Annotated in this window: 6 protein-coding genes; 2 read left to right on the top strand and 4 right to left on the bottom strand. The window is 67.6% G+C overall.

Annotated elements, in window-relative coordinates; translation table 11 throughout:
• The first annotated feature begins 53 nt into the window (after positions 1-53).
• A complete protein-coding gene (locus tag N2M23_RS12160; RefSeq protein WP_265445828.1) occupies positions 54-2,345 on the top strand; it encodes a glycosyltransferase family protein in 2,292 nt (763 codons plus the stop codon).
• Between the two features lie 55 nt (positions 2,346-2,400).
• Entirely contained in the window at positions 2,401-3,366 is a 966-nt protein-coding gene (locus tag N2M23_RS12155) for a glycosyltransferase (protein ID WP_265445827.1), read from the top strand.
• Positions 3,367-3,452: 86 nt separating this feature from the next.
• Here N2M23_RS12155 and N2M23_RS12150 read toward each other — a convergent pair whose 3' ends face one another.
• The 4 genes from N2M23_RS12150 to N2M23_RS12135 all read right to left on the bottom strand — a co-directional run bounded on the left by N2M23_RS12150 (position 3,453) and on the right by N2M23_RS12135 (position 13,159).
• Entirely contained in the window at positions 3,453-7,349 is a 3,897-nt protein-coding gene (locus tag N2M23_RS12150) for a DNA-directed RNA polymerase subunit beta' (protein ID WP_265445826.1), read from the bottom strand.
• A gap of 117 nt (positions 7,350-7,466) precedes the next feature.
• Positions 7,467-10,961 (bottom strand): DNA-directed RNA polymerase subunit beta, encoded by a 3,495-nt coding sequence (rpoB, locus tag N2M23_RS12145; protein ID WP_265445825.1) that lies wholly within the window; start codon positions 10,959-10,961, stop codon positions 7,467-7,469.
• A 285-nt stretch (positions 10,962-11,246) separates the two neighbouring features.
• Positions 11,247-11,837, bottom strand: coding sequence for an RBBP9/YdeN family alpha/beta hydrolase (locus tag N2M23_RS12140; protein ID WP_265445824.1), 591 nt, complete (start codon positions 11,835-11,837; stop codon positions 11,247-11,249).
• Positions 11,834-13,159, bottom strand: coding sequence for an MFS transporter (locus N2M23_RS12135; RefSeq protein WP_265445823.1), 1,326 nt, complete (start codon positions 13,157-13,159; stop codon positions 11,834-11,836). The genes N2M23_RS12140 and N2M23_RS12135 overlap by 4 nt, the downstream gene beginning before the upstream one ends.
• Positions 13,160-13,162: the final 3 nt, after the last annotated feature.

Raw genomic sequence — 13,162 nt, 5'->3', positions numbered from 1 at the left:
AGACCCGTTTCGAGGCTCAGTTGCCCTACGGTTCGCCCTGTTACGGTCTGCCCGTGATTTCCCGGGGCGACCTGCGCGCACGTGTCGCGCGCCTGATCCGATTGCCGCCGTCCTTCCTCGCGCCGGTCTGTGTGCTGCTGGTGGTGCTTGCGGCCAACGCGGTCTACCTGCTGCAGCTACGCAGCAACAACCCGATCCTGTACTTCTCCGGTCTCGGGTCACCGGAGCCGGGCGAGGTCTCCGGCAGCATCACCATCGACGGCAACTACGGGTGGACCGCGCAGGCTCTCGGCCGGCTGTCCGCGCAAACCTGGCTGGACGGGCACGTCCCGCTGTGGAATCACTTCGAGGGCCTTGGCCAACCGCTTGCCGGCGAGATGCAGTCGGCCGCGTTCTTCTTGCCGTTCGTGCTGTTGCAGGCGCTGCCCAACGGCATCTTCCTCATGCAGCTGTCGCTGGAACTCGTCGCCGGGTTCGGCACGCTGGCGTTCCTGCGCTCACTGCGGCTGTCCTGGGCGGCGGCCACCTGCGGCGCCTGTCTGTTCGCACTCAACGGCGCGTTCTCGGTGATGACCAACGCACCGTTCAACCCCATCGCGTTCCTGCCGGTGGCGCTCTGGGGCGTGGAGCTGGCCCGGCGCAGCGTGCAGGCCGGGCAACGCCCCCGGCTCGGGTTGTGGGTCATCGCGCTCGCGATCGCGTTGATGATCTTCGCCGGCTTCCCGGAGACCGCCTTCCTGGAGGGAGTCTTCGTCGCGATCTGGGCGCTGGTCCGACTCGACGGCCTGCGCGGCAATCGGCTGCGCTTCCTCGGCCTGCTCGCCGCGGGAGCGGTGTTCGGCCTGCTGATCTCCGCGCCCGCCCTCGCGGCGTTCGCGCACTTCCTCGGCTTCGGCAACGTCTCGTCCCATGCCGGCGCCGCCAACGAATTGTCCTATCCCCTGCCGAAGCTGACCTCCCTCGCCCTGCCGTATGGCGTTGGCCCCATGGCCAACTCGGTCTTCGTCGGGCAGGCGGGCTATCTGACCCTGCCCGCGGTGCTGGTCGGGCTGGTGGGGTTCCTCGGCAAGCGGCGTCCCGCCGTACTCGTCGCGCTGGGCCTGCTCGTGGTCACGCTGGTGCTCAACATGTTCGGCTTCCCGCCGGTGAAGGCCGTCCTCAACGAGCTGCCCGGCATCCGCAACACCTTCGTCGGCAAATACGGGCTGGCACTGCTGGAGTTCGCGGTCGTCATCTTTGCGGCATACGGCATCGACGACATCCGACGGTCCCGGGTTCGCCGGCCGGCGGTCCTCGTCGCCGCGCTGCTCGTCGCCGGCTACCTGGTCGGTGCGATGGCATGGGCGGCGCACCGCGGCCTGTTGGTCAACGGGCGGTGGACCACGGCGGTCGTCACCTGGACGGTGGTCGCCTGTGTCGCGGTCGGGCTGTTGCTGATGCTCCGGCGACCGACCGGGCGGCGGGCCGCATTCGCGGCGGCGGGAGCGGCCGCCGTGCTGATCGTCGACGGCGCCGGCACCTACGCGGTGCCGCAGGCGTCGGCGAGTGCTCGCAGCACGGTCAACATGGCGCCGGTGCGCTACCTGCAGGAGCACGCGGGCACCTACCGTTTCTTCACGCTCGGCCCGATCTCGCCGAACTACGGGTCCTACTGGCAGATCCCGCAGCTGAACGTCAACGACCTCCCGGTGCCGAACAAGTTCAGCAAGGTGATCACCGAGACGTTGAAGCCGAAGGCGGGGACCGAGCTGGCCGAGGCGACCTGGCACGACTTCATGTCGGGGCTGCTGATCCCCTATGCGGGCGTCTCCCGGCAGGACGAGCTGTTGGCGGCATACGGGCAAAAACAGCAGTACTACCGCGACATGGGCGCGAAGTACATCGTGATGAACAAGGGCGCGGCGCCGGACGCCGAGATCCGGGGCTACGGTCTGCAGCTGGTCTTCCAGGACGCGAGCGTGCAGATCTGGCAGGACCCCAAGGCGAAGCCGATGTACGCGACGACCGGCGACGCCTGCACGGTCACCGCGCAGAGCATGACGGAGGTAGAGCTCGACTGCGCCGAGTCGAGCACCCTGGTCCGCCGGCAGCTGTCCAGCCCGGGCTGGACGGCCACGATCAACGGCGCCGAGCACGCGGTGGCCGATCGCGCGGGGCAGCTCTACCAGCACGTGCGGGTGCCTGCGGGCAAGTCCACCGTCGTGTTCTCCTACCTGCCGACCTACTTCGTCCCGGCGGCTGCCGTGTCGCTGGCCGTCGTCGGCCTGATGCTCGTCGACGGCTCGGTGTTCCTCGTCCTGCGCCGCCGGCGCAGGACGGCACGGCCGACGCCGGAGATCGCGTGAGCGGCGAGGTCCGGCGAAGTCCGGAAATGCCGGTCACCCCTGTTATGGTCTGCGCGTGAATCAGTCGGCCGCACAGCGTTTTCCCGGCCTCGAGATCGCCGCCATCGTTCCGTGTTACAACGAAGAAGTCGCCGTTCCCAAGGTGATTCACGATCTGCTGGCCGCCGTCGAGGGCATCACCGTCTACGTCTACGACAACAACTCCACCGACCGCACGGCGCAGGTCGCCGCCGAGGCGGGTGCCGTCGTACGCACCGAGCCTCGTAAGGGCAAGGGCAACGTGGTGCGCCGGGCGTTCGCGGACATCGAGGCGGATGTCTACCTGCTGATCGACGGCGACGACACGTATGACGCCTCGGCCGCTCCGACGATGATCGACACGCTGCTGTCCGGGCCCTACGACCACGTGCTCGGGGTGCGCACCGAGGACAAGACCGACGCCTCGGCATACCGGCCCGGTCACGCCTCCGGCAACAAGATGTTCAACCGGTTGATCAGCACGTTGTTCGGTGAGCAGGTGACCGACATGCTGTCCGGCTACCGCGTCTTCTCGAGGCGGTTCGTGAAGTCCTTCCCGGCGCTGTCCCGCGAGTTCGAGATCGAGACCGAGCTGACCGTGCACGCGGTCAACCTGCGCATCCCCCAGGTCGAGGTGCCGGTCGGCTTCAAGGACCGTCCCGCGGGCAGCGAGTCCAAACTGCGCACCTACCACGACGGCTTCCGCATCCTGCGCCTCATCGGTGGTCTGCTGCAGTACGAGCGTCCGCTGGCGCTGTTCTCCGCGATCGGCGGACTCTTCATGGCGGTGGCGCTGATCCTCGGCATCCCGCTGACCATCACCTTCGCCCGCACCCACGAGGTGCCGCGCTTCCCGACCGCGATCCTGGCCACCGGCCTGGTGCTGGTCGGCATCATGAGCCTGGTCGTCGGGATCGTGCTCAACGGCATCCTGCACCAGCGCCAGGAGAACGCCCGGCTGGCCTACCTGCGCTGGCCCCCGGTGCAGAACTCTCCGCGCTGAACGCCGACCTCGCCTGCGGGCGAGGTATGACGAAGGCCCCGGCCACCTCGCGGTGACCGGGGCCTTTCGCCGTCAACAATCGTCGATCAGCTGTCGAACCCGAGCGACGCGTCGTCCAGACGCACCGCCTCGCCCGAACCCGGGCCGAAGACCGGGTAGTCGTAGGGCTGGTAGTCCGGCAGCGCGTAGAGCGCGGCCTTGGCTTCCTCGGTCGGCTCGACCTTCACGTTGCGGTAACGCGGCAGGCCGGTGCCGGCCGGGATCAACTTACCGAGGATGACGTTCTCCTTCAGGCCCAGCAGCGGGTCACTCTTGGCGTGCATCGCGGCCTCGGTGAGCACCCGGGTGGTCTCCTGGAAGGAGGCCGCCGACAGCCACGAGTCGGTCGCGAGCGACGCCTTGGTGATGCCCATCAGCTCGGGACGGCCCGAAGCCGGACGCCCGCCCTCGGCGAGCGCACGACGCGAGGCATCCTCGAACCGGCCACGCTCGACGAGTTCGCCGGGCAGCAGGTCGGTGTCGCCGGCCTCGATGATCGTCACGCGGCGCAGCATCTGCCGCACGATGACCTCGATGTGCTTGTCGTGGATCGACACACCCTGCTGGCGGTAGACGGCCTGCACCTCGTCGACGAGGTGCTTCTGCACGTCGCGGGCGCCCTGGATGCGCAGCACCTGCTTGGGGTCGATCGCACCCTGCACCAGCAGCGTGCCGACCTCGACGTGGTCGCCGTCCTGCACCAGCAGACGGCCGCGCTTGCTGACCGGGTAGGCGTGCTCCTCCGAGCCGTCGTCCGGGGTCAGCAGGATGCGACGCGTCTTGTCGGTCTCCTCGATCTGCACGCGGCCGCTGGCCTCGGCGATCGGGGCGACACCCTTCGGCGTACGAGCCTCGAAGAGCTCGACGACACGCGGCAGACCCTGGGTGATGTCGTCACCCGCGGCACCACCGGTGTGGAATGTGCGCATGGTCAGCTGGGTGCCGGGCTCACCGATCGACTGGGCCGCGATGATGCCGACGGCCTCACCGATGTCGACCAGCTTGCCGGTGGCGAGCGAACGGCCGTAGCAGAGGGCGCAGGTCCCGACCCGCGACTCACAGGTGAGCACGGAGCGGACCTTGACGTCCTCGACACCGGCGGCGAGCAGCTTGTCGAGGTTGACGTCGCCGAGGTCCTCGCCGGCCTTCGCCAGCACCGTGCCGTCGGACCCGACGACATCGGCGGCGAGGGTGCGGGCGTAAACCGCGGTCTCGACGTTCTCGTGCTCGACCAGCTGACCGTCGGCGCCGCGCTGCGCGATCGGCAGCGTGAGGCCACGGTCGGTGCCACAGTCGTCCTCGCGAATGATGACGTCCTGGGACACGTCCACCAACCGGCGGGTCAGGTAACCCGAGTCGGCGGTACGCAGCGCGGTGTCGGCCAGACCCTTACGGGCACCGTGGGTGGAGATGAAGAACTCCAGCACCGACAGGCCCTCTCGGAAGTTGGCCTTGATCGGACGCGGGATGATCTCGCCCTTCGGGTTGGCCATCAGGCCACGCGCACCGGCGATCTGACGCACCTGGAACCAGTTACCACCCGCGCCCGAGGACACCATCCGGTAGATGGGGTTCAGCGGGTCGAAGTTGTGCTGCATGTCCGTGGCGACCTCGTTGGTCGCCTGCGTCCAGATCTCGACGAGCTCCTGACGGCGCTCCTCGTCGGTGATCAGACCACGGTCGAACTGGGTCTGGATCTTGGCGGCCTTCTCCTCGTAGCCGGCCAGGATCTCCCACTTGTTGGACGAGGTCTGCACGTCGCTGATGGCGACCGTGCTGCCCGAGCGGGTGGCCCAGTAGAAGCCGGCTTCCTTGAGTGCGTCCAGCGACGCGGCGACCTGCACCTTGGGGTAGCGCTCCGCCAGGTCGTTGACGACCCCGGACAGGGCCTTCTTGTCGATGTCCTGGTTGAGGAACGGGTAGTCCTCCGGCAGGGTCTGGTTGAACAAGACCCGGCCAAGGGTGGTGTCCAGTTCGAACGAACCCAGCCGGCCCAGCTCGTCGGCCTCGGCACCCTCGGGCGCCTCGAAACCGGCCGGCGGGACCTGGTCGGTCAGCCGGATGGTGACCAGCGAGCCGAGCTTGATCTCGCCGCGGTCGAACGCCATACGTGCCTCGGCCGGCGAGCTGAACGCCCGCAGGTGCTCGTCGTCGACCTTGACCTCACCGAACTGCGAGGTGAGGAAGTACAGGCCGGTGATCATGTCCTGGCTGGGCATGGTCACGGGACGACCGTCGGCCGGCTTGAGCACGTTGTTGCTCGACAGCATCAGGATGCGGGCCTCGGCCTGAGCCTCGGCCGACAGCGGCACGTGGACCGCCATCTGGTCACCGTCGAAGTCGGCGTTGAACGCGGTGCAGACCAACGGGTGGATCTGCACGGCCTTGCCCTCGACCAGCTGCGGCTCGAAGGCCTGGATGCCGAGACGGTGCAGCGTGGGTGCGCGGTTGAGCAGCACCGGGTGCTCGGTGATGACCTCTTCCAGCACGTCCCACACGACCGGGCGGGCTCGCTCGACCATGCGCTTGGCCGACTTGATGTTCTGCGCGTGGTCCAGGTCGACCAGACGCTTCATCACGAACGGCTTGAACAGCTCCAGCGCCATCTGCTTGGGCAGACCGCACTGGTGCAGCTTCAGCTGCGGACCGACGACGATGACCGAACGGCCCGAGTAGTCCACGCGCTTACCGAGCAGGTTCTGCCGGAAGCGACCCTGCTTGCCCTTGAGCATGTCGGACAGCGACTTCAGCGGACGGTTGCCCGGTCCGGTGACCGGGCGGCCACGGCGGCCGTTGTCGAAGAGGCTGTCGACGGCCTCCTGCAGCATCCGCTTCTCGTTGTTGACGATGATCTCTGGCGCACCCAGGTCGAGCAGGCGCTTCAACCGGTTGTTGCGGTTGATCACCCGGCGGTAGAGGTCGTTCAGGTCGGAGGTCGCGAAGCGGCCACCGTCCAGCTGCACCATCGGACGCAGGTCCGGCGGGATGACCGGCACGCAGTCCAGCACCATGCCGCTCGGGTTGTTCTTGGTCTGCTGGAACGCGGTGACCACGCGCAGCCGCTTCAGGGCGCGCGTCTTGCGCTGGCCCTTGCCGGTGGCGATGATCTCGCGCAGCGACTCGGCCTCGGCGTCGAGGTCGAAGGTCTCCAGGCGCTTCTGCAGTGCCTCGGCACCCATGCCGCCCTCGAAGTACAGACCGAACCGGTCGCGCATCTCGCGGTAGAGCACCTCGTCGCCCTCGAGGTCTTGGACCTTGAGGTTCTTGAAGCGGTCCCAGACCTGCTCCAGGCGCTCGATCTGCTGGTCCGCGCGCTTGCGGATCTGGTTCATCTCGCGCTCGGCGGACTCGCGCACCTTGCGGCGCGCGTCGGCCTTGGCGCCTTCCTTCTCCAGCTCGGCCAGGTCGGCCTCGAGCTTGGCGGCGCGGGTGTTGACGTCGTTGTCGCGGGAGTTCTCCAGCTCCTTCTTCTCGACCTCGATCTGCGCCTCGAGCGACGGCAGGTCCGCATGGCGCTGCTCGGTGTCGACCGAGGTGATCATGTAGGCCGCGAAGTAGATGACCTTCTCCAGGTCCTTCGGGGCGAGGTCGAGCAGGTAACCCAAGCGCGACGGGACGCCCTTGAAGTACCAGATGTGGGTGACCGGAGCGGCCAGCTCGATGTGGCCCATCCGCTCGCGACGCACGCTGCTGCGGGTCACCTCGACGCCGCAGCGCTCACAGATGATGCCCTTGAAGCGGACCCGCTTGTACTTGCCGCAGTAGCACTCCCAGTCACGGGTCGGGCCGAAGATCTTCTCGCAGAAGAGTCCGTCCTTCTCCGGCTTGAGGGTGCGGTAGTTGATGGTTTCGGGCTTCTTCACCTCACCGTGGCTCCACTGGCGGATGTCGTCAGCGGTGGCGAGGCCGATACGCAGTTCGTCGAAGAAGTTGACGTCCAGCACGTTTATGCCTTCCTTCTTAAAGCTTCGAAAGTCTGAAAAGAGTTGCCGGTTAAAGGTTTTGGTGAGGTATGCCGGGAGTCACGAGCGACTTGCGGCATACCTCGCCGGTTGTCTGTCTCAGACTTCCTCGACCGAGCTCGGCTCGCGCCGGGACAGGTCGATGCCGAGCTCCTCCGCAGCGCGGAAGACCTCCTGGTCGGAGTCGCGCAGGTCGATCAGGGTGCCGTCGCTGGAGAGCACCTCGACGTTGAGGCACAGCGACTGCATTTCCTTGATCAGCACCTTGAACGACTCCGGGATGCCGGGCTCGGGGATGTTCTCGCCCTTGACGATGGCCTCGTAGACCTTCACGCGGCCGGTCACGTCGTCCGACTTGATCGTCAGCAGTTCCTGCAGCGCGTATGCCGCGCCATACGCCTCCAGCGCCCAGACCTCCATCTCACCGAAGCGCTGGCCACCGAACTGGGCCTTACCGCCGAGCGGCTGCTGGGTGATCATCGAGTAGGGGCCGGTGGAGCGTGCGTGGATCTTGTCGTCGACCAGGTGGTGCAGCTTCAGGATGTACATGTAGCCCACCGACACCGGCTCGGGGAACGGCTCGCCGGAACGACCGTCGAACAGCTGCGCCTTACCGGTGTGGTCGACCAGGCGGTCGCCGTCCCGGGTCGGCAGCGTCGCGTCGAGCAGACCGGTGATGACGTCCTCGGAGGCACCGTCGAACACCGGCGAGGCGACCCGGGAGTTCGGCGGAGCGGACTGCGCGTCGGGCGCGATCTGCTCGGCGAACTCGGTGTTGCCATCCGATGCCGCGATGTCCCAGCCGCGGGAGGCGGCCCAGCCGAGGTGCAGCTCCAGGATCTGCCCCAGGTTCATACGACGCGGCACACCGTGCGGGTTGAGCACGACGTCGACCGGGGTGCCGTCGGGCAGGAACGGCATGTCCTCGACCGGCAGGATCTTGGAGATGACGCCCTTGTTGCCGTGGCGGCCGGCGAGCTTGTCGCCGTCGGTGATCTTGCGCTTGTTGGCGACGTAGACGCGCACCAGCTGGTTGACACCCGGCGGCAGCTCGTCACCCTCCTCGCGGTCGAAGACCTTGACGCCGATGACCGTGCCGGTCTCGCCGTGCGGGACCTTCATCGAGGTGTCGCGGACCTCGCGGGCCTTCTCACCGAAGATGGCGCGCAGCAGGCGCTCCTCCGGGGTCAGCTCGGTCTCACCCTTGGGCGTGACCTTGCCGACGAGCAGGTCGCCGTCGCGGACCTCGGCACCGATGCGGATGATGCCACGCTCGTCCAGGTCGGCGAGCACTTCCTCGCTGACGTTGGGGATGTCGCGTGTGATCTCCTCCGGACCCAGCTTGGTGTCGCGGGCGTCGATCTCGTGCTCCTCGATGTGGATCGAGCTGAGCGTGTCGTCCTGCACCAGGCGCTGGGACAGGATGATGGCGTCCTCGAAGTTGTGACCCTCCCACGGCATGAACGCCACGAGGAGGTTCTTGCCGAGCGCCATCTCGCCGCCGTCGGTCGCCGGACCGTCGGCGATCACCGCGCCCGCCTCGAGCCGGTCACCGCCCTCGACGACGACCCGGTGGTTGTAGCAGTTGCCGGCGTTGGACCGGGTGAACTTGCTGATCCGGTAGGTCGTCTGGGTGCCGTCGTCGTTCATCACGGTCACCAGGTCGGCCGACACCTCGGTCACGACGCCGGCCTTCTCGGCCCGCACGACGTCACCGGAGTCCAGCGCGGCACGGTATTCCATGCCGGTGCCGACCAGCGGCGCCTCGGCCTGCACGAGCGGCACGGCCTGACGCTGCATGTTGGCGCCCATCAGCGCACGCGAGGTGTCGTCGTGCTCCAGGAACGGGATCAACGCGGTGGCGGCCGACACCATCTGACGTGCGGACACGTCCATGTAGTCGACTTCCTCGATCGGGACGTCGCTCGCCTCGCCGCCCTTGGTGCGTCCGAGCACCCGGTCCTCGGCGAAGTGGTTGTCGTCGGTCAACGGCGCGTTGGCCTGCGCGATGACGAAGTTGTCCTCCTCATCGGCCGACAGGTAGTGCACCTCGTCGGTGACCTTGCCGTCCTTGACCTTGCGGTAGGGCGTCTCGACGAAACCGAACGCGTTGATGCGGCCGTATGACGCGAGCGAGCCGATCAGACCGATGTTCGGACCTTCAGGGGTCTCGATCGGGCACATGCGGCCGTAGTGGCTCGGGTGCACGTCGCGCACCTCCATGCCGGCGCGGTCACGAGACAGACCACCCGGGCCCAGCGCGGACAGACGACGCTTGTGCGTCAGGCCGGCGAGCGGGTTGTTCTGGTCCATGAACTGCGACAGCTGGCTGGTGCCGAAGAACTCCTTGATGGAGGCCACGACCGGACGGATGTTGATCAGCGTCTGCGGGGTGATCGCCTCGACGTCCTGAGTCGTCATACGCTCGCGAACGACGCGCTCCATCCGGGACAGACCCGTGCGGACCTGGTTCTGGATGAGCTCGCCGACGTTGCGCAGGCGGCGGTTGCCGAAGTGGTCGATGTCGTCCACCTCGACGCGGACGTCGACGTCCTCGCCGTCGCGGCGACCCTTCAGGGTCTCCTCACCGGCGTGCAGCGCGACGAGGTACTTGATCGTGGCAACGATGTCGTCGACGGTCAGCGTCGACTGGTCGATGCCGACCTCGAGGCCCAGCTTCTTGTCGACCTTGTAGCGGCCGACCTTGGCCAGGTCGTAGCGCTTGCCGTTGAAGTAGAGGTTGTCCAGCAGGTTCTGGGCGGCCTCACGGGTCGGCGGCTCGCCCGGACGCAGCTTGCGGTAGATGTCGAGCAGCGCCTCGTCCTGGCCGGCGGTGTGGTCCTTCTCCAGGGTCTGGCGGATCGACTCATACTCGCCGAACTCCTCGAGGATCTGCGCCTCGGTCCAGCCGAGCGCCTTGAGCAGCACGGTGACCGACTGCTTGCGCTTGCGGTCGACGCGGACGCCGACCTGGTCGCGCTTGTCGACCTCGAACTCCAGCCACGCGCCACGGCTCGGGATGATCTTCGCGGTGAAGATGTCCTTGTCCGAGGTCTTGTCCGGGGTGCGCTCGAAGTAGACGCCCGGGCTGCGGACCAGCTGGGAGACGACGACGCGCTCGGTGCCGTTGATGATGAAGGTGCCGCGGTCGGTCATGAGCGGGAAGTCGCCCATGAAGACCGTCTGGCTCTTGATCTCACCGGTCTCGGAGTTCATGAACTCCGCGGTGACGAACAGCGGCGCGGCATACGTCATGTCGCGCTCTTTGCACTCCTCGATGGAGTACTTGACCTCGTCGAACCGGTGGTCCCGGAACGACAGGCTCATCGAGCCGGAGAAGTCCTCGATCGGGGAGATCTCCTCGAAGATCTCCTCAAGACCGGACCGGTCCGGGACGCCGACGGTGCCGGCGGTCTTGGCCTCGGCCACGCGGGCCTGCCAACGCTCGTTGCCGAGCAGCCAGTCGAAGCTGTCGGTCTGCAGAGCCAACAGGTCGGGGATTTCCAGCGGTTCGCGGATCTTCGCGAACGACAGACGGCCAGAGGCCATCTTTGCCGAGGAGAGGGATTTCGTCGCAGTGCGCGAGGCAGCCAAGGATGGGTCCTTCCACGGGCCAACTTATGCGGGCGGTTCGTAACGCTTCCCGAAGGCCGGCCGGCCACTCCCTGGCGCAGCGTCAAGCTCGCCAATGCAACGACGGCAGCATCGAGGCATGCGAACTGAGCGCGAACTGAAGTGGGTTGGCTGGATACGGGCAGCGCAAAGCAACACTGTACCCGAAAATGGACCACGTGTCCACACGTGGCAACGATCGAATCCCAGCGGGCCCCCGACCTGTCGGATTCGACGCCACGAGAGTGCACCCTCACGCTCACCGGGTCAAGCGATACCGGGAAGTAATCGGGTGCGTGTCGCCACCTTCGCCGCGGTATGGCGAATCAGCTTCGTGGTCGCCGGCCACGGCCCGAATCCTGCGGCCGGGTTGCCATGGCCGACCGCTCCGAGGTCCACCGTGCGTGCTCCCCACCCGGCCGCCAGCCGATGCACCACGTCCGGCGGCCCCAACGGGTCATCGGAGCTGACACCAACGATCACGGGGGCCTCCAGCGGACCGGTCGGGATCGGCAACCAGCCGCAGTCGCGCAGCTCCGCCCTCCGTGGATAGGCCGGTGGGAGCTCCTCCCCGAGCGTCGGGACGTTGAGCAGCAGCATGGCCGTTGCGCTTGCTGTCGTCGCGGCCCAATGCATCGCGACGAGAGTGCCGGCGCTGTGCCCGACCACCAGGACCGGACCCGCCGCAGCACAGACAGCGCGGTCCAGGTCTGCGATGCGGGCAGCCTTATCGATGCCTCGATCGGTGGGCAGGTGCTGGATGATCAGACCGGGTAGCTCCTCGTCGGCGAGCAGCTCCTGCCAGTGCCCGGGCGACGCACCGCGTAACCCGGGCACCAGCAGCACCGTGACGGTCATCGGGTCGCTTTCCCGATCGGTTGCAGACCGACCTTGGCAAGCCCCGCCGGGTAGGCGCGTCGGCCGAGCACGAGCAACGGCAGCACGACCAGCGCGAGCAACGGGAGCATCCCCATGGCCGAGGTCAGGCCGATCGCATCGGCCAGTCGCCCGACGATCAGCGGACCTAGCGCGAGACCGAGCAGGTTGTTGGCCACTGACCAGGTCGCCAGCGCGCCCGAGCGCACTGACGGCGCGGTGAGGCGGGTGACCATCGCCCCGGTCGGACCGGTGATGCCTGCGCAGAAGAACGCACCGATGCACACCGCGATCAGCTGCGCGGGACCATGCGGCAGCCGGAACCCGACGACCAGGGCCACGCAGGAGACCACCACGTAGACCATCGAGCAGGTCCACTTGCGATCGGGCTTGTCCCGAGCGAGCCGGTCGGTCAGGTAGCCGAGCAGCGTCATACCGACCGCGATCAGCGCGATGATCCCGCCGGCCGCAGCGCTGGCCGCGGCGACCGACAGGCCGTACTCCCGGTTGAACCAACTGGGCGTCCACGCGTAGAACATGCCGGCCACCGACAGCTGCAGACCGCAGGCGACATACGCCAGGTTGACCGATCGGGTGGAGAAGACCGACCGCAGCCGGGCGCGTTCGCCGCGGGCGCGTTCCCTGGCGACCAACCGCTGCTCGTCCGGGTGGGCCAGCCGCGCGAGCCGGCCCTCGGACACGACCAGGGCGTAGACCACCGCGAGCACCAGGCCGGCGATGCCCATGACGTGGAACGCGGAGCGCCAGCCGGCATGCTCGGCCAGCACGCCACCGACGGCGACGCCCAGGACCGAGCCGATCGTGCCGCCGGCCAGGAAGGCGGCGCTCATCGTCGACCGCAGCGAGGCGGCGAAGACCGACAGCAGCACCGCGAGCCCGATGCTGCCGTACGCCGCCTCCCCTGCGCCGACGAACAGCCGCGCGAGCAGCAGGTGGTCGTACGACGAGGCAAGTCCGCTGCCGATGGTCGCGAGCGCCCACACCACGGCCATCAGCACGACCGCACGGGTACGCCCGTAGCGGTCGCCGAGGATGGAGAACGGGATCGCCAGCACCGCGACCATCAGCGAGACCACGCTGTTGAGCGTGGCCAGGCGGGTGTCGCTCAGGCCGAATTCGGTCTTCAACAACGGGAACGTCGCCGTCAGCACCTGCCGGGACATGAAGTCACTGAGCAGCAGCGCGAACGTCAGCGTGAAGACCACCACCGCGAAGACGCGGCGGGACCGAGCGGGGCGAGCCAGAGTTGCCCCGGCCGGAGCCAAAGCCTGATCGACAGCCATCGC

This window comes from Flexivirga meconopsidis, from assembly GCF_026162425.1.
GTDB classification, from domain to species: domain Bacteria; phylum Actinomycetota; class Actinomycetes; order Actinomycetales; family Dermatophilaceae; genus Flexivirga; species Flexivirga meconopsidis.
The sequence above is the reverse complement of the archived record's forward strand: the minus strand, read 5'-3'. Positions and strand labels throughout refer to the sequence as shown.